Here is a 26,249-nt window from a genome sequence, read left to right on the forward strand (position 1 = left end):
GGTAGCTTTTATTATATCGAAAGGTGGATGTAAATATTGTCAATATTACGAAACTATCCAATAAAATTATGCGACAAAATCGAACTGAATTATGCTAAGAGCGACAACATTGTAAAGCATAAAACAAAAAAGCAGATTGACTGCTTTAGATTGACAAAAAAATAAGCCGCTCAAAATGCGACTTGTTTTACAATTTGGTGACCCTGAGGGGACTCGAACCCCTGATACCGCCGTGAAAGGGCGATGTCTTAACCACTTGACCACAGGGCCATGAAGATGGTAGCGGCGCAGGGATTTGAACCCCGGACACTGCGGGTATGAACCGCATGCTCTAGCCACCTGAGCTACGCCGCCCCGAATATGAATATAGTATGAGAGGTTGGATGTATGATTCACTATCCACTTCTCGCCATCCATTATTACATTATTATATTGGTTGCGGGGGCCGGATTTGAACCGACGACCTCCGGGTTATGAGCCCGACGAGCTACCAGACTGCTCCACCCCGCGTCATTGTATGCCTGACTTTAGCCGCCAGACATTCTATATTTTATAACAAAACTTCTAATTCGTCAAGCCCCGGAATATCGAGGAATTTATTATATCGACATTAATATAGCACTGCAGTCATCATATACTCATAACCCTTGGGTGCTTTGTCTTCATCACTTTTATCATATAAAAATTCAACATTCTTACCTTTTACACTTGCGGCTATATAAAGATGGCATAGAGCAATTCCAATATCAATCTGATTGAACTTGTCATTTATAGCAGCTTTAGCAATTCCCAGCTTAACTCTGTGGACCTGTATCTTTTCAGCATTTCCCGTGAAAAACCACGGTTGACTGTTTGTTGCAGATGGAGCAAGGCGTACGGCATTTAGAATGTCGGAAGCTTCGCTTAATGTACTTATTTCATTTTGAGCTTTTCGTTTAAACTCCGATATACTTGCCCTATGTAATGGTTCTGCAGCGTTTCCGAAGGCAAGCATTATAACAAAATCCATACCATTCATCTTGAGCAAAGCTCTACTTGCGGGTTTTGCCATACCCAGCCAGCAACTACCAATACTCTTTGCAGATAAATAAAGATCGACTTGCTGCAGCATAAAACCTGCGTTCATTAAATAGTGCTCTGCTTTTTCGGAATAGATGCAAATATAATGAGGCGCCTTTATGGGCAAAGGATTTTTGACGTTTTCAGCGGTCAGATAAGAAAAATCTGTTTTGATTGTTGGCACAAGCGGCTTGACATTGCTCGCATACTGTTTTATCTCTGAAAGCGTATCAGGCGGCAGCGGACTTACATCATATTTTCGGATAGATTTGCGGCGAAATATTGAATTATATAGCTCCTCCATAAAACTCACTCCTGTTCAAGCTATATTTCTTGTAATTATGAGTATACCATAATGCCAAATAGTTGCAATCAGAAAATATAAAATTCTGCAACTTCAGAACAGGCAGTATCCAGCCATCTTGCATTTTATTGAAATAGACTGAAATATCTGGTATAATTATTAATAAAATAACATATTTTACTGTATTTTTTATCTACTGGGAGTTGTGCTTTAGGTGGCAGCTTTTATTTATTAAAGAAGGGTCATTATTATTCTTGCAACCTGTATAAGTAGGTTTGATGGACAAGCTGTATGTCAAAGAAGATCTCTGATTTATTTCCAATAGTGCAAAACTGTCTATAGTGTATGAGGAGAAAAACTGCGGCATCTATCTGTACCATATTATCTCACAAGACATGTGCGATGGGAATGGAAATGCAGTAATTAAACTGTAACTATGTTATACGCGGGAGGTGTCTTATGGCTTAAAAATTTAATTAAAGGGGTGATTTTTAATGAATATAGCTATTTTAAGTACTTATCCGCCGAGAGAATGCGGCATAGCCTCATTTTCCAGTGACCTTAGGGATAATCTTATTCGCTTTAATGAAAATGTAGAAATTCTTGCTATTACAGATAACAATGCCAACTATGATTATCCCACTGAAGTTGTTTTTCAAATAAGTCAAGATGAAAGAGCAAGTTTTATATCTGCGGCAGACTTTGTAAATGAATCTTCGATAGACATCGTAATAATTCAGCACGAATATGGAATATTCGGCGGTCCTGATGGCAGTTACGTCCTTGATTTTTCCAGAAAGCTTGAAAAACCCTTTATCGTCACTACTCATACTGTTTTGTCAAAACCAAGTCCTGGTCAAAAACAGGTGCTTGATGAATTGGGAAATATGGCAATCGGTGTTAATTGTATGACTAAAAGAGCTGCCGGGCTTTTAGAAAACATTTACCATATTCCTAAATCTAAGCTATGCGTAATACCTCATGGTGTTCCTTTCTTTGAACCAAAGGATAGGGAAGCGCTAAAGCAACAATATGGTTATAAAGGCAGGACCATAGTTTCTACTTTTGGATTTTTGGGGCCTGGAAAGGGTATTGAAAACTGTATAAAGGCCATAAGTAAGCTTGCGCAAAAATACCCAAATATATTATATCTTGTACTTGGCAAGACTCATCCATCTCTTTCTAAGAAATACGGCGAATCTTATAGAAATTTGCTTCTAAATTTAGTTGAAAATTTAGGGTTAAACGAAAATATAGAATTCGTTAATCAATATCTGCCATTGGATAAATTGGGTGATTATCTTTATATGACAGACATATATGTAACTCCATATCCTAATAAAGACCAAGCCGTAAGCGGTACATTGACTTACGCTGTTGGCTGCGGAAGAGCTATAGTATCCACTCCTTATGAATACGCAATTGAGATACTCGGTGACGGAAGAGGACTTATAGCTCAGGACAGCAATAACCCTTCGGAGCTTGCCGCCTTAATCGAAAAAATAATTACTGATCCGATGCTAAAACAAAATCTTGAACAAAAAACGCGCTACCTTGGCGAAAAAATGACCTGGAGCAATGTAGCAAAACAATATATAAATTTTTTAAATCAATTGCTTCTTAATGCTCGAGCTGTGGAGGGATAAGTTAATGAGTATTGGGGTTTCTTTTAAGCACCTTGATAAAATGACCGATGATACAGGTATAATACAATTTGCAAAATATGATACACCTCTGAAGAAAAGCGGTTATACTGTAGATGATAATGCCAGAGCTCTCCTTGTTGCTTTAAATATGAACACAGAAGGCAGAAAATTTGCTAAGACTTATATAGATTTTCTAAAAAGTGCTCAACGTTCAGATGGCAGTTTCGTAAATTTAAAAATCGAGGATGCTTTTTTTACAACTATTGATTCTGAAGATAGCATAGGAAGAGCTTTTCTAGCTTGTTGTTACGCATTGTGCAGCGGCAATGCATCCGATAATGTAAAAAGTAAAGCAAAGACTGTTTTGGAAAAAACCTTGCCTGCTATATCAGGCTTTAGCAGTTTAAGAGCAATTGCGTATTCATTAATAGGTCTTACATTTTTAATAAGCAACGGATATATTCACCCTGATATTTATAAGCTTGCAAATGACATGGCTTGCCAATTGAAGAAAGCATATAGTAATAATGAAACTAAAGATTGGAAATGGTTTGAGGAATACCTTACTTACTGTAATGCGGTGCTGCCACATTCCCTGTTTTCATATTACACAATTTCAAATGATAGAAGCTCTCTTGATATTGCCGAAGAGTCTTTAGGCTTTCTAACAGATTCACTTTTAAAAAACGGTTATCTGTCTATTGTAGGAAATAAAGGCTGGTGGAGAAAAAATGGTAGTTTGCCTGCTTTTGACCAGCAGCCCGTTGACGCAGCTTCCATTATATTAGCCTGTGTTCAAGGATATACTGCTACGGGAAAAAAGGAATATATCTCAAAGGCAAATATCTCATATAATTGGTATTGGGGAAAAAATATAAACGGCTTGCAGTTATATAATGAAAAATCAGGGGGATGCCATGATGCCCTCGTTTATGATGGTCTGAACATGAACCAGGGTGCTGAAGCTCTCGTAAGCTTTCTGCTTACTTATCAAACCATGACAGCAATGTTATCAGAAAATAACAGCATTAGTTATATTCCGGCAGTGTAAAGAAATTGTTGCAAAACTGACTTTACACAGTAAAATCATATTTTTTATCGAACCTAATAAATAAAAATAAAAGCCATGCACATAATGTAGTTTCATCGCTACATTAATGCATGGCTTTGAATTTTATACGGGGATTTCACGCATTATGCAACAGCCCCGTTATTTTTTACTTCTTTTAGATTTTCCTTCTTATTTCATCGGGTATTAAGTCTTTAACTGTTGCATATGCAACACATAAATAAGTATCTGCAGCCCCATAATATACCAAGATTTCGTCATCTGCTTCTAATATATCTTTGTCTTCAGTCGGCACCGCACCACATGTAAATACCACATTGGGTACCCATGTAGATGAATCATTGCCTACTTCATAGGACATTTGCGGCGATAGAATAGGATTTGGAGATCGATATAACAATCTGCTGGGATCATTTAAATCAACAAGTATCACACCCAGCCTATATACCAGATTGTCATCAACACCGTGATATATAAGCAGCCATCCATAGGCTGTCTTTATTGGTTGTGAACCTGCGCCAATCTTAAGAGAGTCCCACATCATACCGGCTCTTGGACCTATGATTATCTTATGTCCGTTCCTAGACCATGGAAACTTAAGCTCATTTGAGTATGATGCCCATATACTTGGTTCTATCCTGTGATACAAGACATATTGACCGTTAATTTTCTCGGGAAAAAGTATGGCATCCTTATTCCATACATTAGGAAAGGCAAGGCCTAGTCTTTTCCATTTGCTAAAATCCCTTTTTAAAAAATCTTCAATACCGATAGATGCTGCGGCTATTTGTGCTACAACGCCATCATAAGCTGTGTACAGCATATATATTTCATCACCGATTATAACCGTACGCGGGTCTTCGCAGCCCTTCTTTTCCTCATCGGTTTTGGGGTAAAATATAGGCTCTGGCAATCTTTCCAATATATTATATCCATCTGATATAGCCATACCAATCCTTGAAATATTATCATCGCCAAATGCCCTGTAGAGTATATAAACCCTGTCCTCTATCCGGATAGTTGCTGCATTAAGCACATACTTTGATTCCCACCGATGTTCCGGTATAGGCTTTAATATGGGATTATGCTCATAGCGTAAAAGTGTTCCTGCTGGAGGCCAATTTTCTATATCTTGCACTATCACGGCATCACTATATGGTTTAACTTTTAATAAAATATTTGCAAGGTCATAGCTTTCCTTGCCCTCTCCCATGAGCTGAAATACGCGTTCCATTATTTCTCCGGGTTTATAACCCATCTGCCTGCATATCTCCTCTAAAAGTTCAGTATTAAACCAGTTTCTCTCCACATGCAGTGAAAGAGGAGTCGGCACACCTTCCCCACCTTTAAAACTATAACTGGCCCAGCTCCATGCCGAACACGGAACGAAAGTTCCGTCTTCAAGGGTAAGCGATAAACCATATCCTTCTGCCATTAATGAAATAGCCTCAGCCTCCGCATTTAATCCCTGTAGCTCAAGTTTTTTCACTAATTCTCTCAGCCTCGATACAAGTTCCCTTTGGTGCCAATTTTCAAATATATTGTGGGCTGAAAATATATCCCTTCCATGATGCCCTACAATAGAATTAATTACTTTAATTCCAAAATTCCTGCGTTCTTTAGCATATGATTCCCAAATATATGCATAATGCTCAGCCTCAATTATGTTCTTCATAATATGTGTAAAATAAAGGAGCTTAGGATATTTACCTCCCATACCTTTACTTAAGCTGCTTATCAGAATTGTACCTGTTATCTTATTTAAGCTGCTTATATTCTTCATCCCAGACAAGTTTGGTAGTGTATCCTTACTAACTATAATTGTTTCTATATCAACTTTTTCCATGCTATCCGGCCTGAGGTTATCTTCAAGCCAAAGATTTATTCTATCCATATATGCTCTTTCTTCTGCAATACTCGCTAAAGTCAATGCCTTTCGCGGACTCATATCATTTAATAACTCGGTTACATTCGCATATCCCAAACTTATTAAAAGATTAAGCGGTGCAAATTCATAAAGTAATTTTTTTAAAACCTCAGCCTTGACTACCAAAACCTTGCCACAGGGTATGAGCTCGATTATTTTATTTACGGTTTCCACAACACCTTGGCAAGAGTATAAATCACCGGGAAACAATCTATCTACAACATCTTCTAGCCGTGCCATAAACGCACTTACACCATCAACTATATCTGATGAAAGACAGGTTTTAGGTATTTTTAAGCTGTCATAGATATAATTATTAAAATCACGATAATATTTTTTTCTTATTTCGTTAAAAATTCCATTTGTCCATACAATTTCGCCGTTTAAATTTTTTAACTGTTTAGGTAATACTACAGGTACGCCTGGAATAAATTCTATATAATCTAATGGAGTTATAGGCGGTTCTGTTTCAGTAGATTTTTTAACCCATGTTTCAATAAAACCGTCTTTTAAACTTAATAATGTTTCTATCTGAACCATATGAAAATCAACTGCTTTTTTATATACAAGCTCATCTACATCTAAGCCCTCGATATTCATAAAACAATCTCTAAATTTTCTAACCTGTTTCGTATAACCTGCTATACGCCCTTCATATATCACTGTTAAAGCAGCTAGAATATCTTCTTTTGATACTTTTTTATCAAAGCAGTACGCCTGCAAAAACTGATATACAAATCTTGACCATGTCAGCTCATCAAACTCAAAATTCTCATAATTAAGATTATAAATTTCATATGCCAAACGGGCTGATTCTTCGGGCAATATTGTTTTATATATTATTTCATATCTCTCATATCCTGATTTAAATGCCTGTATAAAGTCAGTAAGCTTATAGAATACTTCTTTCGGCGTATCCTTGCTTTCTAGTGAATACAGCAGCAATCTGGAAGGGTACTCAAGAATATTGCGTTGGGTCAGCCAATGGTCTTGATCATTTATAATACACTCAAACAGCGACCTTGCTATTTCTTTAAATAAATAAGTGACCTTAATCATGGATTGGGGAGCAAGTGTTGCTCCAAGGCTTACTTCGCAAATTCTTTTATTCCATACAATCGCCCGAGTTACCAGCCAAGGGTCTATGCCATATCCCCCTATATAGCTATACCAATGGGCTGCTTCCATGCAATAATCCTCCAAAAGGTCATGTGCAATTCCATATATGCCGGCCAAAGGATCATTTAAGCTATACCCATACATTGTTTCAAGAATAGGTTTTACAAATAGGTTTCCTGTAGTGTTTTCAAAATAATGTCTCTTAAAACTTGCAAAAACCGCATCATAACCTTCTGTAAGCGGGTATACCAGTTCCTCTATCCAAGATGGCTTAAATCCTTGCTCATTTTCTGCCACGAGGTCAGCTTTTAAGATTATGGCATCTGCCTCAAGCCTTTTTGCAATCTCCATTATAGCCATTATACTGAATCCTCTGCCATTTATGCCCGAATCCATTATAAATGAGATGTTTGGCACTTGTATATCAACATTTTTAATAACTTCTAGTGCTTCCTTGCCTTCAGGAGCCCCAACACATACTATAAGTTTTGTTATATCAGGAAATGCCTTAAGCCCTTCCTCTACTATTTTCAAAACATGCTTTATGCTTTCCTTTTCATTATAAAACGGAATCCCGATAACTAAATCTATGTACCCAAGATTTTCAACACTGCATAGTGCTTTATCAATCGTTTCATAGAACATATCTCCTCTCTTTGTTGTATCTTCCTTTACATTCATAGCAGAACCTACCTCTTTCTTTTATTTGCTTACTAATAATGATATCATACTTAGGGAAAAAATAGGCAAACTTTAAAATATTATCGTAAAAAATGTTTTGAATATATATACAATAAAAAACTAAAAATTTTTTTGTAGACATACTTGACAAATTACGAAAAGTATGGTATATAAATAATTGAAGTTAGCACTCAAGGGCCGAGAGTGCTAACAGATAAAAAAACTACACAGTAAAGGAGTTGGTGCATATGGCAGGATTAGTTCCCTTCAACAGAAGAACACCTGATTTACTGAGCAGTACTTTTGATGATTTTTACAACATGCTCGACGACTTTTTTACTGATAGTTGGCCTTTTAGAAGGAGTCTTGCTGCCGACACTTTCAAAATTGATGTCTTAGAAGATGACAAGAACTACTACATTGCAGCAGAGCTTCCCGGTGTTGAAAAAGAAGAAGTTAATGTAACCATCGATGAAGGAAGATTGCAAATTTCCGTAAACAGAGAAGAAAAGGTTGAAGAAGAAGGTAAGAATTACATTCACAGAGAAAGACGCCATACTTCGATGCAGCGCAACATCTTCTTAGCAGATGCAAGCGATGAAGGAGTTGTAGCAAAACTTGAAAATGGTGTTTTAAATATAACCGTTCCTAAAAAAGAAAAACCCGATAAGTCAGTCCCCATAGAGATTGAATAATAATGAGCTGCTCATTGCTTTTTCGCTCCCACATCAGCGGCCCTAAGATGTGGGGCTAATTTTTTATATAGATATATTAAACCAATTAAGCCCTCGGCAATACCTATCAGATAGGTATTGCCGAGGCTTATGAGTTTTAACAAATTAACTTTTACTTATTTTATTTCTACTGATGCACCGACTTCAGCGAGTTTTTCCTTAATCTGTTCGGCTTCTTCCTTACTGACTTTTTCTTTAACTGCCTTAGGAGCACCGTCTACTAGGTCTTTAGCTTCTTTTAGGCCAAGGCCAGTAATTTCTCTAACAACTTTTATAACCTTAATCTTCTGGTCACCTGCAGCAGTTAAAACTACATCAAACTCAGTCTGTTCAGCCTCAGCGGCTTCAGCAGCTCCACCTGCGGCAGGAGCAGCAGCCATAGCTACCGGAGCGGCAGCGGTTACACCAAATCTCTCCTGAAGATCTTTTACAAGTTCTGATAGTTCTAAAACTGTCATATTTTCAATAGCAGAAATAATTTCTTCCTTTGTCATTAAAATTTCCTCCTTTTTTTCATATAAAAATTTAAATTTATTTGTTTTACATAATAAAACCTGTGCACCAAAACGATGTGTGCTATGAGGCTTTTTTATCCTGTATTGCCTGCAAAGTATAGACCACGTTGCGCAAGGTACCCTGCATTACTCCTACAATACCATACAGCGGCGACTGAATTGCACCAACCGCACTTGCCAAAAGCTGCTCCTTCGGAGGCATTTTGGCCAATTCACTAATAACATCTTTACTTACGACCTTACCTTCAACAACTCCTGCCTTAATCTCAAGCTCTTTATGGATTTTAGCAAAATCTGTAAGTACTTTTGCCGGAGCCACCGGATCTTCATAACTAAAAGCCATGGCTGTAGGACCTTCTAAAAACTCATCTAAATCATAATCAAAATCTTTAATAGCAATTCGTGTTAAAGTATTTTTTGCAACCTTATACTCAATTCCCTGTTCTTTAAGTTTTCGCCGAAGCTCAGTTATATCGGCAACATTCAAGCCTCGATAGTCAGTAAGAATTACGGCACTTGACCGATCAAACTTATCTTTTAATTCTTCAACAGCTTTAACTTTTGCCTCTTTTACTGCCACTGTTTCACCTCCTAGATATATTTTATTTGGTAATAAAATATAATTTCTTATTTAAAAAAGCCTTTCCGTTTCTGCAGAAAGGCTTTTTTGACCACATGGTTTTTGGTAATGATTTTTAAAAATAGAAATCATTACTAAAGTTTTGCCTCGGTAGGAAATTAAGCTTTATAGCACCTACGGTCTGCAGCATAATATATAACAATAATCATATTTAGTTTAAAGATAAACCTAATTAATCTAATTAATAATGATTATTTTTTCTCTATTATTTTTTGAGGATTTATTTTAATTCCAGGCCCCATAGTGCTGGATATTGTAACACTCTTAATATACTGCCCTTTGGCTGAAGCCGGCTTTGCCTTAATTATGGCTTCCATAAAAGTTTTAAAGTTATCAGTCAATTTTTCTACACCAAAAGATTTTTTGCCAATGGGAGCATGAACAATTTTAGTCTTATCAACTCTAAACTCAATCTTACCGGCTTTAACCTCTTTAACAGCTTTACCTACGTCAAAAGTCACTGTGCCCGCCTTAGGATTCGGCATGAGACCTTTAGGACCTAAAATCCTTCCCAACTTACCTACACTGCCCATCATATCGGGTGTTGCAATGGCTACGTCAAAGTCGAGAAAACCACCTTCAACTTTAGCCACCATATCCTCAGCACCTGCAAAATCAGCTCCGGCTTCCTCAGCTTCCTTGATTTTGTCACCTTTGGCAAAAACTAATACCCTAACATCCTTACCTGTGCCATGAGGAAGGGTAACGGTTCCTCTTACCTGTTGGTCCGCATGTCTTGGATCAACGCCAAGGCGAACTGCCACCTCTATAGTTTCATCAAAATTTTTTACGGCTGTCTTTTCTACAAGCTCTATAGCTTCTTGAACATCATACAATTTTGTTCTATCTACAAGTTTTAAAGCTTCTAAATATTTTTTGCCACGTTTAGCCATTTATTATAAACCTCCTTGTGGTATTAGCGGAAAATCCTCCCACTTGCTATCTGTTTATTCTACCGTAATGCCCATGCTGCGGGCTGTACCTTCTACCATTTTCATGGCAGCTTCGATATTATCGGCATTAAGATCTACCATCTTTAATTTAGCTATATCTTGAACATCTTTTTTACTGACCTTTCCTACTTTGTTTCTATTTGGCTCTCCAGAGCCCTTCTCTATACCTGCAGCCTTTTTTAATAATACAGAGGCCGGCGGCGTTTTTAAAACAAAGGTAAAAGATCTATCCTGATATACTGAAAGTTCCACAGGTATAATTAACCCAGCTTGATGTGCTGTCTTTTCATTAAACTCTTTGCAAAAGTTCATTATATTTATCCCCGTAGGGCCAAGAGCCGGTCCTACCGGTGGAGCTGGCGTTGCTTTACCTGCAGGAATCTGAAGTTTAACTACAGATACAACTTTTTTTGCCATTTGCGCACCTCCTGTTATACTACTTATATTATATTTTTTCTATTTGATCAAAACCTAATTCTATAGGGGTTTCTCTTCCGAACATAGAAATTAACACCTTTAACTTCTGCTTATCATGGTTTATTTCTATGACCTTCCCTACAAAGTTTTCAAATGGACCTGAAGCAACTTTAACATTTTGATCTATATCAATATCAAACTTCTGTTTTGGTTCTTCTATGCCCATCTGCTTTAAGATTAGCTTAGTCTCAGATTCTTGAAGCGGAATGGGTTTACTGCCCGCTCCGACAAAGCCGGTAACTCCCGGTGTGTTTCGCACCACATACCAAGAATCATCTGTTACTATCATCTCAACCAAAACATAACCCGGAAAAATCTTGCGCTGGGTAACTTTTCGTTTACCATTTTTTATTTCAACTTCTTCTTCCACAGGAACAAGAACACGGAAAATCTTATCTTGCATTCCCATAGATTCTACGCGCTTTTCCAAGTTAGTTTTTACTTTATTTTCATAACCTGAATAAGTATGAATAACATACCAATTTTTTGACATACTACACCGGGCCGTGCCCAACCTCCTTCAATTATCGGAGAACTAATGATATTAATTTATAAAGAATAGTATCAGCTATCCATATAAATCCACTCACAATTATAACAGATACAAAAACCACAACAGTATATGTGGTTAAATCACTCTTAGTCGGCCATGTTACTTTTCTCATCTCGGACTTTACTTCTCTGAAAAATTTTCCAGTCCTTTTTATGATGCCCTCCTTAGCCGCTGCCATAAGACAATCCTCCTAGCTTTTATTTGGTTTCTTTGTGCAGTGTATGTTTTCCGCAGCGCCTGCAGTATTTATTCAACTCCAGTCTATCGGGGTCATTTTTTTTATTTTTTTGGGTAAAATAATTCCTCTCTTTGCATTCTGTACATGCTAAAACTATGTTGACCCTCAATGAGTACACCTCCTAGTGTTTCGCTTCTATTGTTTTGTGTAAGGATTTTTCGCTGTTTTGTCACTTTAATAAATTTATCATAATTAAAGTGCGTTGTCAATAAAATAGCTTTTAGCTTTTAAAACCTTTTTTTTGATCTTCTCAAAAATAATGTGAATTTTTAACAGATGATAATCAATACAACGCTTGATATTACGGGTTTTTAAATAAAAAAGCTAAGGGGAATCTCGCGATTCCCCTATTTTTCGCTATTTTTCAATTATCTCAGTTACTACACCGGCTCCTACGGTTCTGCCACCTTCACGAATAGCAAACCTAAGCCCTGGTTCAATAGCTATGGGTGCTATAAGTTCGACATCCATGACTACGTTATCACCAGGCATTACCATCTCTGTGCCTTCAGGCAGGGTTATGGAGCCTGTTACCCTAGTTTTGCAGCCAATTCCAAATTAGCATAGCCCGAAACCATTGACATTACTAATGATTTCGGGTATTTTTATTTTAAATTTTAGTCAAATAATACTGGTGTTTTATGGCGTTGCATGGTATAATTGTAAGAGATGCCTAATTGTTAAAACGGTGGGGGTTTTTAAAATATATCTTAAAAAAAGTACAAATAAAAAGACTGGAAGGACCTATTTATCAATCGTTAGTAGCTATCATGACAAGAAAACTAAACAATCTCGTACAGCTACAGTTCGCTCTATTGGATATCTGGATGAGCTTGAAAAGAAATATGACGATCCTATTGCTTTTTTCACTGAGGAAGTCCGCAAAATGAATGAAAAGCATTATGAAGAAAGGCTACCCGTTAATCTTAAAATTTCTCTAGATGAATCTATGGAATCCAATTACGATGGCCTGAAGAATTTTGGCTATGCAGCTTTGAGCAAAATTTATCATGAACTTAAAATCGATACATTCCTTAAAAACAGGCAACGACATTCTAAAGAAAAATATGATGCCAATGCCATTATGAAACTACTGGTATTCTCGCGTTTGTTGTATCCTGGTTCTAAGAAAAAGACTTTTGAAAATAGGGATATGTTCTTCGAGAAGTTTGACTTTTCTTTGGATGATATTTATCGATGCCTTTCTTTTTTTAATAAATACAGTGATGATCTTCAGTTTTGGTTACATGAACGCATTAAAGACCAGTATGGGCGCAATACTGATTTGGTTTATTACGATGTTACAAATTATTATTTTGAAATAGACAAGCAAGATGAGCTAAGGAAGAAGGGGGTTTCGAAAGAACACCGTCCGGATCCGATTGTGCAGATGGGATTATTTATGGATACAAATGGTATACCTATCACGTATAAGCTTTTTCCTGGGAACGCTCCCGATAAAACTACGTTGATTCCTGCATTGGGTAAGATCCAAAGAGAATATTCTTTAGGTAGAATTATTATTGTTGCAGATAGAGGGATAACCACAGGGGATAATATTTGGTATATCCTTTCTGCTAAAAACGGATATATATTGAGCTACTCTGTTCGATCAGCCGATAGGGAATTTAAGGATTATGTCCTTGATGAGGATGGATATATCCATAAAGGCGATGGTTTTAAAATTAAATCTAGGCTTTATCCAAGAGAAATAAAGGTGACTTCGGTGAGAGGAAAGAAGTTAAAAAAGACGGTAGATGAAAAGCAGGTGATTTTTTATAGCCCTAAGTATGCAGCCAAAGCTAAACAAGAGCGTGCGCAAGCACTGGTTAAGGCAATGGATTTGATTAAGAATCCTGCAAAATACAATAAATCAACATCTTTCGGTGCTGCTAAGTATGTAAAAAACCTTACCTTCGATGCTAAAACCGGTGAGATATTGGAAAGTGTTTACCAACACTTGGCTTTTGATGAAGAAAAATTACGTGAAGAAGAAAAGTTCGACGGATATTATGCCATTGTTACTAGCGAATACAAGGAGTCGCCTGAGAAGATCATTGAGATGTACCGCGGTCTTTGGAAGATTGAAGAATCTTTTAAGGTCACAAAAAGCGATTTTGAGAGCAGGCCAGTTTATCTGTCGCTGAAAGAACATATTGATGCTCATTTTTTAACTTGCTTTATATCACTTGTAATTATCAGGATACTTGAGTACAGGTTAAAGTGGAAGTATTCTGTGACAGAAATACTTGAGAGCCTTAGTAGGGCATCCTGTTGTAATATTAAGGAGAATTATTATCTTTTTGGCTTTTACAATGATGTTCTTAAAGATATCGGTAATGAGTTGGATATTGATTTTAGCAAAAAGTATATGAAACTCGGAGATATTAAAAAAATTTTAGGTGGGGTTAAAAAAAGGTGATTTTCACTACAACTTTTTGACAAAAATAAAAAGCCCAAAATCCTTTGTATCAAAGTGGTTAGGGGCTTTTTTTGTCTTGTTTTACTGCAAAAGTCAGGATAATTAAAGTGCGTTGTCAATAAAATAGCTTTTAGCTTTTAAAACCTTTTTTTGATCTTCTCAAAAATAATGTGAATTTTTAACAGATGATAATCAATACAACGCTTGATATTACGGGTTTTTAAATAAAAAAGCTAAGGGGAATCTCGCGATTCCCCTATTTTTCGCTATTTTTCAATTATCTCAGTTACTACACCGGCTCCTACGGTTCTGCCACCTTCACGAATAGCAAACCTAAGCCCTGGTTCAATAGCTATGGGTGCTATAAGTTCGACATCCATGACTACGTTATCACCAGGCATTACCATCTCTGTGCCTTCAGGCAGGGTTATGGAGCCTGTTACGTCGGTTGTCCTGAAGTAGAACTGGGGCCGGTAGCCGTTGAAGAATGGTGTGTGTCTGCCGCCTTCTTCTTTCTTTAAGACGTATATCTGGCCTTTGAATTTGGTGTGGGGTTTGATGCTGCCGGGTTTGGCAAGTACCATTCCTCTTTCTACTTGGTCTCTGTTTATGCCTCTGAGTAATACTCCTATGTTGTCTCCGGCTTCTGCGGAGTCTAGGAGTTTTCTGAACATCTCTACTCCGGTTACTACGGTTTTTCTGGTTTCTTCTGCTATGCCTACTATTTCTACTTCGTCGCCTATTTTTACGGTGCCTCTTTCTACTCTACCGGTGACTACGGTGCCTCTGCCGGTTATTGTAAATACGTCTTCTATTGGCATGAGGAAGGGTTTGTCTGTGTCACGTTCGGGTGTGGGGATGTAGTTGTCTACTTGTTCCATGAGTTCCCATATCTTGCCGCACCATTTGCAGTCTTTTTTGCCGCAGCCGCATTCTAGGGCTTTTAGGGCTGAGCCGGTTACTATTGGTATGTCGTCTCCGGGAAATTCGTATTCTGTAAGTAGTTCTCTTACTTCCATTTCGACTAGTTCTATTAGTTCTTCGTCGTCTACCATGTCGGCTTTGTTTAGGAATACTACAATGTAGGGTACGCCTACTTGACGGGCAAGCAGTATGTGTTCTCTTGTCTGGGGCATTGGGCCGTCTGCTGCTGATACTACTAGTATTGCTCCGTCCATCTGGGCTGCTCCGGTTATCATGTTTTTTACATAGTCGGCGTGGCCGGGGCAGTCTACGTGGGCATAGTGCCGGTTTTCTGTTTCGTATTCTACGTGGGATGTGGCTATGGTTATTCCTCTTTCTCTTTCTTCTGGTGCTTTGTCGATGTTGTCGTAGTCTACAAAGTTTGATAGTCCCACATCTGATAATACTCTGGTTATTGCTGCTGTAAGGGTTGTCTTGCCATGGTCTACATGACCTATTGTCCCTATGTTTACATGGGGTTTTTTCCTTTCATATTTCTGCTTTGCCATGTTTATCCTCCTTAATATGTAAAAATATACATAATAAAAATAAATTACAGTTTGTCCATCATTACTACTTATTTTAAACAAAAACCTGCATTATTGCAACTGTTTAAAGTGAATTTTCAAATATATTTGATGCAAAAATGGAGCCCACGACCGGGCTTGAACCGGTGACCTCCGCCTTACCAAGGCGACGCTCTGCCTGCTGAGCTACGTGGGCTTTTGGTTGCGGGGGCCGGATTTGAACCGACGACCTCCGGGTTATGAGCCCGACGAGCTACCAGACTGCTCCACCCCGCGACAAATTTTTTTTGCGTTGAGAGCCACAACACCTGCCGGTGATGTAACGTATTATATTCTAATATAAATTTCATTATTCGTCAAGGTTAAAATTTGTCATCTGCTTCTCCCCGCTAAATGCAACTTAAAATGAATCACTTTTACCTCTGTTAATATGTATTATGCACCCTTCTTTAATTCTTCTCGACCTACTGCCATAGCGGTTTATGAAGAAATTACACTTTTATCAATATATTTCTTATTGATATTACCTATATACAGAAAATAAGCTCGTTTTACTTTAAAAGCTGTAATACTTATAAGTATTACAGCTTTTAGAATTCAATACTGGAGCGGGAAACGGGATTCGAACCCGCGACATTCAGCTTGGAAGGCTGACGCTCTAGCCAACTGAGCTATTCCCGCACATTTCAGATGTGGGTAATAATGTCGGATGCCGGAATTAAAAACTTTTGATTCTCCTGCGTCGATTGTTGCCTTCCGAACCTTTCCACTACCCACTGTCCTCTATTCACTATTATGGTGGAGAGAGGTGGATTCGAACCACCGAAGGCGCTGCCAGCAGATTTACAGTCTGCCCCCTTTGGCCAACTCGGGAATCTCTCCATAATAATTTTTATTATAAAAACAAAGTTAACTTTAATCAACAAAAGGTCATAACAGTTACAACTAATTAGCCTATATCCCGAACTTCAAGAAACCTTTCCAGTTTCCGCTTTACTCGTTGGAGCGCATTGTCAATTGATTTAACATGACGTTTAAGGTCTTTTGCAATTTCCTGATAGGATTTGCCTCCAAGATACGCCATTAACACCTGCCATTCCAATTTACTCAAGATTTCCCCCATTTTATCCTCAATCTCTTCAAACTCTTCTTGACTGATTATAAGCTCTTCGGGGTCAGAAATTTTTACACCAGAAAGTATATCCAGTAATGTTCTATCGGAATCTTCATCATAAAGTGGTTTGTTAAGCGAAACATATGAATTAAGGGGAATGTGTTTTTGGCGGGTAGCCGTTTTAATTGCGGTGATGATTTGCCTTGTTATGCAAAGTTCTGCAAAAGCTCTGAAAGAGGACAGCCTTTCAGGATTAAAATCTCTTATAGCTTTATAAAGGCCAATCATTCCTTCTTGGATAATATCTTCGCGATCCGCACCTATTAAAAAATAAGATCTTGCTTTAGATTTGACAAAATTCTTGTACTTATTGATAAGGTATTCTAGGGCCTCGTGGTCACCATTTGTAGCTTCACATACTATCTCTTCATCGGTCATATCATCAAAAAGCAGATATTCCTCTTTAGGAAGCCCGATATTCAATAAAATCGCCCCCATGAATTTTTAAAAGAACAGTAAGCCATTACAAATGTTATTATAGCCTATTTCCCTTACAGTAGTCAAGCATTAAGCTCGCCTATTTTTATTAGTCTAGGTCTATTATGTGTTTTTCCAGGCGTTCTTTTAGTTTTGGATCAATTATATCTGCCAAAGTCTCTTTTTCCTTTGTTTTGCTTTTCCCCATAGTCTGCCGTTTTGCCCTTATATTATTTACCTCTTCATATAATTCCCTGGCCGAAATGCGATGAGCTCCTCTGCCCATTACTATCTGTTGTTCTATCCAATCAGAAGTAGCTACTCTTACTTTTTCCTGCCGGCCAATAGCATCTACAACTTTTTCTATATAATGGTCGGCAGTTTCGCCTTCTTTTGTATAAACAACCTCAACACCATTGATGGTATAACTGGTTCTTCTGTTTTTATCAACCTGATGTGCGTCAAAAACTATTACTACAAAAGTTCCTGTAAATGCCGAATAATCTGCCATGATGTCTATCAACTTATCTCGGGCCGACCCTAAGTCGATTTTCTTTGCTTCATCAATCAGCTCAGGCCATGCGTTAATTATATTATAACCATCCACCAATAGATACTCGCTAGATTGTTTGTCCATGGCTTGTTATCCTTTGTCTGAGTATATCGTATCCTAGTATTGATGCGGCTACAGCAGCATTAAGTGAGGTTATCCGGCCTCTTAAAGGAATTCGCACCAAGATATCGCACTTTTGTTTTACCAGTTTACCAAGCCCCTTGTCTTCACCACCTATAACAAGAGCAATCGAACCTGTAAGATCTACTTCAAAATAATTCTTTCCTTCGGCATCGGCACCAATTATCCATAATCCTTCTTTTTTAAGTTCATCTATAGTCCTCGCTATGTTGGTAACTCGAGCTACTTTGACGTATTCAACGGCTCCGGAAGATATCTTTGCAACCGTTGGAGTTATGCCGCATGCTCTGTTTTTTGGTATTATTATGCCATGTGCTCCCATTCCGTCAGCGGTGCGGATAATGCTTCCGAGGTTTTGGGGATCTGTAAGTTCATTTAAAATCAGAATGAATGGGTCTTCATCTAAATCCCGTGCGGTTTTCAAGATATCTTCAACGCTGTAATAGTCTTTAGACGCAACTTTAGCTAAAATTCCCTGATGCCCTGCTGTTTTAGCCATTGATAAAAAAGCCGCCTCATCTATTTCCGAAATCGGAACACCGGTATTCCTTGCTTTTTCAATTATATCCCTTATCAGTCCATGATACTCGCCTTTTTTTATATAAATCTTATTTATAGGTCTACCTGCTTGTAAAGCTTCCCATACCGAATTTCTGCCTTCTATCTGATCATCGTTAATCTTAATCAGCTCCTGCTGTGTAGTAATTTATCATTTTATTGGTGTTATTTCTTTTTTAATCGCAACTTTGCTGCGGTGCGATATCGTTATATGATATAATTAGAAAAGGTTTGTACAAATGATATTTTAATTTTCCAAAAAAGTCAAGGAGGCTGGTTTGATGAAAGTTACAATTTTAGCTCATACACCTGAACCGGAAAAAACCGTGGCGGCTGCAGCACGTCTTTGTTATTCCAAAATCAGTGCAACGCAAATAATGGAAAATTTCAGCCAGGAAAAAGCCACATCATTTATTAAAAAACTTATGGATATGGGGCATATGTCTCCTATGGAACATGTGAGTTTCACTTTTGCCATAGACGGGGTAAGCCGCACTCTATTGGCTCAGATTACGCGGCATCGCATCGCATCTTATTCAGTTCAAAGCCTAAGATACAATAATCCTTTTGATGAAGAGATATCACTGGAAGTTTCCGATGATGATTCTACATCTGAGAATGTAAGTTACCTGGAAGGACTCTTACTGGCTACTAAATTATCAGGTCAGAAAGTCAATGTTAATCCATCTCTTATAGAAAAAAATCATATAAAGGGCCAAACACCGGAAAATATTATTGATTTGCATAAGCCATCATATATTCGCGGGATTTTTGACGGAGCAGGGATGTTATCTGAAAGTCCGGATAATCCGGGATTTTCTATTGCTTTTCCTCTAGAACTTGAATCTATACTTAGGGATACTCATTTTAATATTATTTCGAGTGATACAAAATTATTAATAAAAAACGAATCTGCTTTAAATTTTGTAAGATATATCTATGGAAATCTGGATTTTGCCGTCTCTCTTTACAGCGAGGACAAACTCCTTGGTTTTTGCAATAAAAACGCACAGCTTAATGAGGAAATCCTGTCAATTATGCAGAATTTTATTGATCAGAAGTACTATGCTATGGCTCCAGAAAGTATCTCGAAAAGTACAAAAGCATTGCTTACATATATCAAAGGCCTTGATGCCTGCAAAAAACACTATATTGACTTGATTAGGGCCGGTATCGACCAGGAAGATGCAAGGTACATACTGCCCCTTGGCACTCAGACAAGGTTAGTTATGACAATGAATGTAAGAAGCTTGTATAATTTCTTTAACTTGCGCTGTTGTGAGCGCGCTCAAACAGAAATTCGGCAATTGGCAAATTTAATGCTGGCTGAGGTTAAAAAAATTGCTCCAAGCCTTTTTGAAAAGGCTGGAGCTCCATGTGAAAAATTGGGATACTGCCCTGAAGGTGATTTTGGCTGCGGCAAGTATCCGCCATCAAAATAGGGTTAAGATATTCAAACTATTGCAGGTCTTTATTATATGCCAACAGCAAGATTTCATTTAAACGCCGGTTTTGTCCGGTAAGGTAAAGATACCCCAGCAGTGCCTCAAAAGCAGTGCTGTAATGATATTCCATAATATCGGCATGTTTTGGAATCGTATTAACCTTGGCATTTCTAGCATTTCTTACGATATCTCTTTCTTCTGAGGTAAGTTTTGGTTCCAGTGCCTTCAAGATAGCAGCTTGTGCAGAGGCCTTCACATAGCCCACAGCTTCCTTGTGAAGGTCTCTTACTTTTTTGCCGCTTCCAACCAGCATTGTCCTAATAAATAAGTCAAACACCGAATCTCCTACAAAGGCCAAAGCCAATGCCGATAGCGAATTTGCATCTAATTTGCCGTCAATATTATCTGAAATAATTATCCCTCCTTGGTTTCTACAGCCGTTTCCAGCGAACACCCGCCGGTGTATCCTCTAAAATTATTCCTTGAGCTTTCAGATCATCGCGGATTTTATCAGCAAGTGCATAGTTTTTTTCCTTCCTGGCTTGCTCTCTTTCTATTATTTTTTGCTCAATTTCTTCATCTAATAAGGTCTTTTCCATAAATTTTCTAAAAAGCCCCAGCACACTTCCCAAAGTAAGTATTGCATCTTTTGTATCGACTATAAGTTTTTTAGGAGAATTCTCGTCAACAAACATGTTATATTCCCTTACTATGTTAAAGAGAGAGGCAATTGCATCGGCAGTGTTAAAATCATCATCCATTGCTTTTATAAATTCATTCTTATTAGTCTCAAGCTTGTTTAGATACTTCTCATCATCCTCTGCAAGATCTTTGTCCTGCGCTACGCTTTCAAGGTGTTCCATGCTGTATATGGCATTGTGCAGGCGTTCCAATGAGTTTTTAGCCTGCTCCATTAAATCCTGACTAAAATTAATAGGATTTCGATAGTGTGATGATAGCATGAAAAATCTCAAAACTTCGGGATCATAGGTTTTTAATATATCGCGAACCGTAAAAAAATTCCCGAGGGATTTAGACATTTTTTGATTATTGATATTGAGATATCCAACGTGCATAAAAAATCGTGCGAAAGGCTTCCCGGTAGCAGCTTCACTTTGAGCAATCTCATTTTCATGATGAGGAAAAATAAGGTCAGGACCGCCGCCGTGTATGTCAATGGTTTCTCCCAGATACTTCATAGCCATGACCGAACATTCAATATGCCATCCCGGACGCCCCTTTCCCCAAGGGCTGTCCCACGCTGGTTCTCCTGGCTTCTGCGCTTTCCACAATGCAAAATCTATCGGATCTTTTTTCTGTTCTCCGGGTTCAATTCGAGCACCAGCCTTCAATTCATCGATGTTCTGATGTGAAAGTTTTCCATAGTCTTTAAATCTGCTGGTTTTGTAGTAGACATCACCATTTACTTCATAGGCATATCCCTTTTCTACCAAAATCTTTATTAAATCAATTATTTCATCAATATGCTCAGTTGCTCTAGGATGGACGTCCGCCCGCGTTATCCCTAGTGTATCAGCGTCGTGAAAATATTCTCCTATAAAGCGCTCTCCCAATTCTTTTACAGTTATACCTTCATCATTTGCCCTTTTTATCATTTTGTCATCAATATCAGTGAAGTTTTGGACAAATGTCACATCATAGCCGCGAAATTTTAAATAGTTTCTGACCATGTCAAATGTAATAAAAACTCGCGCATTACCAATGTGAAAAAAATCGTAGACCGTCGGACCGCATGTATACATTTTTACATGATTATCTTCTAATGGTACAAATTCTTCTTTTTTTCTTGTAAGTGTATTGTATATTAGCATTTGAATATTCCCTCCACATAAAATTTCTAAAGGGCGGTCTTTGAACACACCTGCACCTATTAGATTAGAACAATAAAGGTCTTTATTATAAAATGTAGTATTTGCCTGCCATATTCAGTTGCTACTTTGAAATATGAATATTGGTTTATCCTGTTTTTGAGTTAAGTTCCTTTTCTAAAAACGCAATCCTCATTTCTAAAGTTTCTATCTTTTTCTGCAAACTCCTCATCATGTCTGCTACCGGGTCCGGAAGAAGGTGATGATTTAAATCGACCTTGGTAAAATCTGTATCGGCAAAGTCTATATTTTGGCGAACTACCGCTTTACCTGGTATTCCTACCACTGTAGAATTAGAAGGCACATCTTTTAATACAACAGCTCCGGCCCCGATCTTAGAATTATCGCCGATTTTTACAGGCCCCAGAACTTTTGCGCCCGATCCCACAACGATATTATTACCTAATGTTGGATGCCGTTTACCTTTGTCCTTACCGGTGCCGCCTAGGGTTACTCCCTGATACAGTGTCACGTTATCACCTATTTCGGTCGTTTCACCTATAACTACACCCATACCATGGTCTATGAAGAATCCTTTGCCTATTTTTGCGCCCGGATGAATTTCAATCCCCGTCAAAAAACGATTTATCTGTGAAATGAGCCTGGCTATTAGAATCAAATTATGCTTATAAAGGCTGTGAGCAATGCGATGCAGTAAAATTGCATGAAAGCCCGGATAGCACAATACAATCTCTACTACGCTTTTGGCAGCGGGATCCCGTTCAAAGACAACCCTTATGTCCTGTTTTATAGTATCTAACATTCTGCTTACCTCCTATTTTCGTTTTTTCATTTTTCTATGTGATTACAGATACTCTCCTGAATGGTTAAAGAGCGCTCCCTTCGACGGAGCTATATCAATCTTGCAATAAATACCAAAAAGTCCTTCGCCTCATCAGAGGCGAAGGACTCGCGGTTCCACTCTGTCTTATAACTTCAGCTTTAACGGCTACAGCCGCATAACCTCTACTTGATTCAAGGTATGAGCTCTGGGGTGCAATTTCGGTCTTGTCTTCCTTAAAACCGCTTTCAGCCGGTGACGGTTTCTCTCTGCAAGGGGTGTCAAGCCTACAAATCCCTTCAACGCTTCGCTATTTTTTATTTTGTTTATATACTATTAAATTTCTAGTCTAAAGTCAAGTATCTGCTAAAATTTATATTTTTCAATCATACATATAGCTTGTGCAGAAATGCCTTCACCTCGGCCTTCAAAACCTAATTCTTCCGTGGTGGTAGCCTTTATATTGATTCTATCTATATCCACTTCAAGAGTATCCGCAATATTTTTGCACATATTATCAATATAAGGAGACAGTTTTGGTTTTTGAGCGCATATTACCGAATCGATATTGACAACTTGATACCCTGCATCGCTTAAAAGTTCTTTTACCTTTTTAAGCAATATCAGGCTGCTTATATCCTTATATATTGGATCATTATCGGGAAAGTGCTTGCCTATATCTCCCAAAGCCGCAGCTCCCAACAAGGCATCGTTTATGGCATGAACCAGCACATCTGCGTCCGAGTGCCCCAATAATCCCTTTTCAAATGGAATTATCACACCGCCCAGCACAAGCTTCCTACCTGCTACAAGTTTATGGACATCAAAACCCAAGCCAATTCTCATACCTTACCTCCTGAAATCTCCAAATCCTAGAGCCACAAAGGCTTCGGCAAAAATTATATCTTCCGGCGTAGTAATTTTAATATTTTCATAAGCACCTTCGATAATTTTAACAGACAATCCCATGCGTTCCACCAAGACCGTATCATCTGTCCCATAAAAGCCTTCGCTTATGGCCTTTTCATAAGCTGCCAGAATAAGGTCATACTTGAAAGTTTGCGGTGTTTGAATGGACCAAAGGGTTTTACGGTCAGGTGTGCTTTTTATTGTATTGCCGTCGCCGACAATTTTAATGGTATCTTTTACCGGCACAGCCACACCAACTGCTTTATACTTTATTGCAGCAGTTATGCTTTTTTCTATGAGCTTTATCGGAACAAATGGTCTTACGCCGTCATGTATAACAACAATATCGGTTTGAGGAGAGAGTTCTCTCAAACCGTTATAAACAGAATCTTGGCGTTCTTTGCCGCCTTCAACTAGTTTTACTTTTTTAAATCCATATTTTCGGATTATTTCATTTCTGGTGTAATCCATATCATCTACACCTGTTACCAGCACAATCGAACTTATAACATCCATCTTTTCAAATTTATTTAAAGTATAGTAGAGTATCGGATGACCTTTTATTGTTAGAAATTGCTTACTAACACTGCTGTTCATACGTTTTCCATGGCCGCCCGCAGCTATTACAGCACTCACCTGCATAAACATTCACCTCAAGTTATAAGGATTTCGGCTTTGCAAATATCATCCTTCCGGCAGCGGTTTGGAGCACACTGGTAACTACCACTTCTATGGTATCCCCAATATATTTTTTCCCCCCGTCCACCACTATCATAGTTCCGTCATCAAGATAGGCCACACCTTGACCCATTTCTTTACCATCTTTAATAACCTGAACCATCATTTCCTCGCCGGGGAGTACCACTGGTTTCACAGCATTAGCAAGTTCATTGATATTGAGCACCTTTACCTTTTGAAATTCAGCCACTTTGTTCAGGTTGAAATCATTGGTAATGATACATCCTTCAAGAATCTGAGCAAGTTTCACCAACTTGCTGTCCACTTCGGCTATATCATCAAAATCCCCTTCATAAATCTCAACTTCTATATCAAGTTCCTTCTGTATCTTATTTAAAATATCCAAACCTCTTCTGCCTCGATTTCTCTTGAGGCCATCTGAAGAATCGGCGATATGTCTTAACTCTTCCAGCACAAATCCCGGAATAACTAAAGTCCCTTCAATAAAACCCGTTCGACAAATATCTGCTATACGACCGTCTATAATTACACTTGTATCTAATATTTTAGGTTTTACCAAATTTATAACAGCCGGTTTTTTCTTCTTCTTTTGTAAAGTCCCTAGGGAAGATGAAATGATGTTCGAAAGTTCATCTTTTTTCTTGAGAGCAATACTCGCACCCAAATAGGCCATTATAATGTTAAATATAATAGGGATATACCCACCTATCCAAGGTATGCCAAGAAACGCTCGTGTAAAAAGATTCGCAAGCAAAAGCCCCATTACAGTGCCTAAAAATCCATATAATATGTCCTGCATAGGCGTCGTTTGCAGTTTGTTTTCAATCCAATCTTTAGCCTTTATGCAGGTATTAATAATACGTGGACTTAAAAAATAAAAAATGATTCCAATAATAAGTGCACCTACAAGCTCAACAGCAAGAGTAGGAAGATAGTCCAAACGAAAAAAACCAAGATAGCTATTAAAATAAAGAATCAAGAACATAATCTGAAATCCAATAGCAAAACCAGCAATTGTAATAATAATTCGTGCGGCTTTATTCGCCAATAATGTCACCTCCTGTTTAAATTATAATCATTATAATGATTTTTATTTTACTTTCCAATAATTATATAATAAAAAAACAATTAAATCCACACCATCAAGTAAATTTATGGCAAAATAAAGGCTTCTGTCGAAGCGCAATTTCAAACATATATTAAATTATTCTAGTTTTATAATATACAAAAATAAAAATGCGCTTCAAATGAATGCATTTTCAATCATTTGAAGCGCTTCATCTTCCTGTATGTTTTTACTTAGCACTATCTCGCTTACAAGTATATGTTTTGCATTTTCAAGCATCTTACGTTCGCCGGTCGAAAGTCCTTTTTCTTTATCTCTAAGTGATAAATTCCTGACTACCTCTGCTACTTGGAATATATTCCCGCTTCTTATTTTATCCATGTTCGCTCTGTAACGGCGGTTCCAGTTGGAAGACATTTTGCTCTTTTCTCCGCGTAAAATGTTAAATACCTCACTTATCTCCTCATCCCCGACTACCTGTCGAACTCCTATATCCTCTATGTTGTTTAAAGGTATCATAACTTTCATATCGCCTATGGGCATCCGCATAATATAATATTTTTGCTTTTCACCAAGTATCTCTTTTTCCTCTATAGCTTCTATTACTCCTGCTCCATGCATTGGATAAACAACTTTATCTCCAATATTGAACATCCATGCGTTCCTCCTCAAGATATATATAGTGATATAATAACATATTTTGAGGATTTTGTCAATTGAAATTTTAATTATACTACAAGGCATCAAATGTGTCAATGCTATTTTAAATTTTTTCTTACTTCGCTAAATG

The 26,249-nt window shown here is 37.8% G+C and carries 25 protein-coding genes, 7 tRNA genes, 2 pseudogenes and 1 other annotated feature; of the genes and pseudogenes, 6 read left to right on the forward strand and 28 right to left on the reverse strand.

Annotated elements, in window-relative coordinates:
- Window positions 1-195: 195 nt before the first annotated feature.
- The 4 genes from TEPIRE1_RS10705 to TEPIRE1_RS10720 form a co-directional block, all read right to left on the reverse strand.
- Window positions 196-270: transfer RNA gene (locus TEPIRE1_RS10705), tRNA-Glu, on the reverse strand.
- Between the two features lie 7 nt (window positions 271-277).
- Window positions 278-354: transfer RNA gene (locus TEPIRE1_RS10710), tRNA-Met, on the reverse strand.
- A gap of 79 nt (window positions 355-433) precedes the next feature.
- Window positions 434-510 (reverse strand) — tRNA-Met (locus TEPIRE1_RS10715).
- Between the two features lie 100 nt (window positions 511-610).
- Window positions 611-1,363: a nitroreductase family protein gene (locus TEPIRE1_RS10720; protein ID WP_013779195.1), complete on the reverse strand. Its 753-nt coding sequence runs from the start codon at window positions 1,361-1,363 to the stop codon at window positions 611-613.
- Window positions 1,364-1,857: 494 nt separating this feature from the next.
- Between TEPIRE1_RS10720 and TEPIRE1_RS10725 the strand changes: the two genes are divergently transcribed.
- The gene (locus tag TEPIRE1_RS10725) at window positions 1,858-3,009 is read left to right on the forward strand and encodes a glycosyltransferase family 4 protein (RefSeq protein ID WP_013779196.1); all 1,152 of its coding nucleotides are present in this window, start codon (window positions 1,858-1,860) and stop codon (window positions 3,007-3,009) included.
- A gap of 4 nt (window positions 3,010-3,013) precedes the next feature.
- Window positions 3,014-4,060, forward strand: coding sequence for a hypothetical protein (locus TEPIRE1_RS10730; RefSeq protein WP_013779197.1), 1,047 nt, complete (start codon window positions 3,014-3,016; stop codon window positions 4,058-4,060).
- A 175-nt stretch (window positions 4,061-4,235) separates the two neighbouring features.
- Here the strand turns inward: TEPIRE1_RS10730 and TEPIRE1_RS10735 are convergent, their stop codons facing one another.
- Window positions 4,236-7,805, reverse strand: coding sequence for a glycoside hydrolase family 130 protein (locus TEPIRE1_RS10735; protein ID WP_013779198.1), 3,570 nt, complete (start codon window positions 7,803-7,805; stop codon window positions 4,236-4,238).
- Between the two features lie 248 nt (window positions 7,806-8,053).
- Between TEPIRE1_RS10735 and TEPIRE1_RS10740 the strand changes: the two genes are divergently transcribed.
- The gene (locus tag TEPIRE1_RS10740) at window positions 8,054-8,500 is read left to right on the forward strand and encodes an Hsp20/alpha crystallin family protein (protein WP_013779199.1); all 447 of its coding nucleotides are present in this window, start codon (window positions 8,054-8,056) and stop codon (window positions 8,498-8,500) included.
- 155 nt (window positions 8,501-8,655) lie between these two features.
- On the opposite strand, the gene rplL is transcribed toward TEPIRE1_RS10740, so the two are convergent.
- From rplL to TEPIRE1_RS13530, 8 genes and pseudogenes are all read right to left on the reverse strand, one after another.
- Window positions 8,656-9,033, reverse strand: a complete 378-nt coding sequence (gene rplL / locus TEPIRE1_RS10745; protein WP_013779200.1) for a 50S ribosomal protein L7/L12 — start codon at window positions 9,031-9,033, stop codon at window positions 8,656-8,658.
- Between the two features lie 82 nt (window positions 9,034-9,115).
- Entirely contained in the window at window positions 9,116-9,634 is a 519-nt protein-coding gene (gene rplJ / locus TEPIRE1_RS10750) for a 50S ribosomal protein L10 (protein WP_013779201.1), read from the reverse strand.
- Between the two features lie 43 nt (window positions 9,635-9,677).
- Window positions 9,678-9,839, reverse strand: a sequence feature (ribosomal protein L10 leader region).
- Between the two features lie 46 nt (window positions 9,840-9,885).
- Window positions 9,886-10,587 carry a 50S ribosomal protein L1 gene (rplA, locus tag TEPIRE1_RS10755; protein WP_013779202.1) on the reverse strand — a complete coding sequence of 234 codons (702 nt, stop codon included), beginning with the start codon at window positions 10,585-10,587 and terminating at the stop codon, window positions 9,886-9,888.
- Between the two features lie 54 nt (window positions 10,588-10,641).
- The gene (gene rplK / locus TEPIRE1_RS10760) at window positions 10,642-11,064 is read right to left on the reverse strand and encodes a 50S ribosomal protein L11 (RefSeq protein WP_013779203.1); all 423 of its coding nucleotides are present in this window, start codon (window positions 11,062-11,064) and stop codon (window positions 10,642-10,644) included.
- A gap of 28 nt (window positions 11,065-11,092) precedes the next feature.
- Window positions 11,093-11,617, reverse strand: coding sequence for a transcription termination/antitermination protein NusG (gene nusG / locus TEPIRE1_RS10765; RefSeq protein ID WP_013779204.1), 525 nt, complete (start codon window positions 11,615-11,617; stop codon window positions 11,093-11,095).
- 31 nt (window positions 11,618-11,648) lie between these two features.
- Window positions 11,649-11,855 (reverse strand): preprotein translocase subunit SecE, encoded by a 207-nt coding sequence (secE, locus tag TEPIRE1_RS10770; protein ID WP_013779205.1) that lies wholly within the window; start codon window positions 11,853-11,855, stop codon window positions 11,649-11,651.
- 19 nt (window positions 11,856-11,874) lie between these two features.
- Complete coding sequence (rpmG, locus tag TEPIRE1_RS10775) at window positions 11,875-12,024, reverse strand: 50S ribosomal protein L33 (protein ID WP_013779206.1); 150 nt, start codon at window positions 12,022-12,024, stop codon at window positions 11,875-11,877.
- 248 nt (window positions 12,025-12,272) lie between these two features.
- Window positions 12,273-12,455: pseudogene (locus tag TEPIRE1_RS13530) on the reverse strand (EF-Tu C-terminal domain-related protein); the annotation flags it as partial.
- A 163-nt stretch (window positions 12,456-12,618) separates the two neighbouring features.
- Here TEPIRE1_RS13530 and TEPIRE1_RS10780 point away from each other — a divergent pair.
- Window positions 12,619-14,337: an IS1634 family transposase gene (locus tag TEPIRE1_RS10780; protein ID WP_041591587.1), complete on the forward strand. Its 1,719-nt coding sequence runs from the start codon at window positions 12,619-12,621 to the stop codon at window positions 14,335-14,337.
- 266 nt (window positions 14,338-14,603) lie between these two features.
- Here the strand turns inward: TEPIRE1_RS10780 and tuf are convergent, their stop codons facing one another.
- The 8 genes from tuf to rlmB form a co-directional block, all read right to left on the reverse strand.
- Window positions 14,604-15,809 (reverse strand): elongation factor Tu, encoded by a 1,206-nt coding sequence (tuf, locus tag TEPIRE1_RS10785; RefSeq protein ID WP_013777320.1) that lies wholly within the window; start codon window positions 15,807-15,809, stop codon window positions 14,604-14,606.
- Window positions 15,810-15,947: 138 nt separating this feature from the next.
- Window positions 15,948-16,023 (reverse strand) — tRNA-Thr (locus TEPIRE1_RS10790).
- Window positions 16,024-16,026: 3 nt separating this feature from the next.
- Window positions 16,027-16,103, reverse strand: a tRNA-Met gene (locus TEPIRE1_RS10795).
- Between the two features lie 328 nt (window positions 16,104-16,431).
- Window positions 16,432-16,508 (reverse strand) — tRNA-Gly (locus tag TEPIRE1_RS10800).
- 115 nt (window positions 16,509-16,623) lie between these two features.
- Window positions 16,624-16,709, reverse strand: a tRNA-Tyr gene (locus TEPIRE1_RS10805).
- Window positions 16,710-16,776: 67 nt separating this feature from the next.
- On the reverse strand, window positions 16,777-17,439 hold the full coding sequence (gene sigH, locus TEPIRE1_RS10810; RefSeq protein ID WP_081460123.1) for an RNA polymerase sporulation sigma factor SigH: 663 nt from the start codon (window positions 17,437-17,439) through the stop codon (window positions 16,777-16,779).
- A gap of 88 nt (window positions 17,440-17,527) precedes the next feature.
- Window positions 17,528-18,055, reverse strand: coding sequence for an NYN domain-containing protein (locus tag TEPIRE1_RS10815; RefSeq protein WP_013779209.1), 528 nt, complete (start codon window positions 18,053-18,055; stop codon window positions 17,528-17,530).
- The gene (gene rlmB, locus TEPIRE1_RS10820; RefSeq protein WP_331704474.1) at window positions 18,039-18,818 is read right to left on the reverse strand and encodes a 23S rRNA (guanosine(2251)-2'-O)-methyltransferase RlmB; all 780 of its coding nucleotides are present in this window, start codon (window positions 18,816-18,818) and stop codon (window positions 18,039-18,041) included. Before rlmB ends, TEPIRE1_RS10815 begins: the two co-directional genes overlap by 17 nt.
- Window positions 18,819-18,948: 130 nt before the next feature.
- On the opposite strand from rlmB, the pseudogene thyX (TEPIRE1_RS14550) reads away from it, so the two are divergent.
- Both thyX (TEPIRE1_RS14550) and thyX (TEPIRE1_RS14555) read left to right on the forward strand, forming a co-directional pair.
- Window positions 18,949-19,236, forward strand: a pseudogene (thyX, locus tag TEPIRE1_RS14550) (FAD-dependent thymidylate synthase); the annotation flags it as partial.
- A 471-nt stretch (window positions 19,237-19,707) separates the two neighbouring features.
- Window positions 19,708-20,112, forward strand: a complete 405-nt coding sequence (gene thyX, locus TEPIRE1_RS14555; RefSeq protein WP_462708870.1) for an FAD-dependent thymidylate synthase — start codon at window positions 19,708-19,710, stop codon at window positions 20,110-20,112.
- 16 nt (window positions 20,113-20,128) lie between these two features.
- Here thyX (TEPIRE1_RS14555) and TEPIRE1_RS10830 read toward each other — a convergent pair whose 3' ends face one another.
- The 7 genes from TEPIRE1_RS10830 to TEPIRE1_RS10860 form a co-directional block, all read right to left on the reverse strand.
- Window positions 20,129-20,569 (reverse strand): Mini-ribonuclease 3, encoded by a 441-nt coding sequence (locus tag TEPIRE1_RS10830; protein WP_013779212.1) that lies wholly within the window; start codon window positions 20,567-20,569, stop codon window positions 20,129-20,131.
- Window positions 20,547-21,947 carry a cysteine--tRNA ligase gene (cysS, locus tag TEPIRE1_RS10835; RefSeq protein ID WP_013779213.1) on the reverse strand — a complete coding sequence of 467 codons (1,401 nt, stop codon included), beginning with the start codon at window positions 21,945-21,947 and terminating at the stop codon, window positions 20,547-20,549. The genes TEPIRE1_RS10830 and cysS overlap by 23 nt, the downstream gene beginning before the upstream one ends.
- Window positions 21,948-22,092: 145 nt before the next feature.
- The gene (epsC, locus tag TEPIRE1_RS10840) at window positions 22,093-22,767 is read right to left on the reverse strand and encodes a serine O-acetyltransferase EpsC (protein ID WP_013779214.1); all 675 of its coding nucleotides are present in this window, start codon (window positions 22,765-22,767) and stop codon (window positions 22,093-22,095) included.
- 384 nt (window positions 22,768-23,151) lie between these two features.
- On the reverse strand, window positions 23,152-23,631 hold the full coding sequence (ispF, locus tag TEPIRE1_RS10845; RefSeq protein WP_013779215.1) for a 2-C-methyl-D-erythritol 2,4-cyclodiphosphate synthase: 480 nt from the start codon (window positions 23,629-23,631) through the stop codon (window positions 23,152-23,154).
- Between the two features lie 3 nt (window positions 23,632-23,634).
- Complete coding sequence (ispD, locus tag TEPIRE1_RS10850; protein ID WP_013779216.1) at window positions 23,635-24,336, reverse strand: 2-C-methyl-D-erythritol 4-phosphate cytidylyltransferase; 702 nt, start codon at window positions 24,334-24,336, stop codon at window positions 23,635-23,637.
- A gap of 16 nt (window positions 24,337-24,352) precedes the next feature.
- Complete coding sequence (locus tag TEPIRE1_RS10855) at window positions 24,353-25,441, reverse strand: PIN/TRAM domain-containing protein (protein WP_013779217.1); 1,089 nt, start codon at window positions 25,439-25,441, stop codon at window positions 24,353-24,355.
- Between the two features lie 195 nt (window positions 25,442-25,636).
- The gene (locus TEPIRE1_RS10860) at window positions 25,637-26,113 is read right to left on the reverse strand and encodes a CarD family transcriptional regulator (RefSeq protein WP_013779218.1); all 477 of its coding nucleotides are present in this window, start codon (window positions 26,111-26,113) and stop codon (window positions 25,637-25,639) included.
- Window positions 26,114-26,249 lie beyond the last annotated feature (136 nt).

The sequence above is a fragment of the Tepidanaerobacter acetatoxydans Re1 genome (assembly GCF_000328765.2).
Lineage (GTDB): Bacteria > Bacillota > Thermosediminibacteria > Thermosediminibacterales > Tepidanaerobacteraceae > Tepidanaerobacter > Tepidanaerobacter acetatoxydans.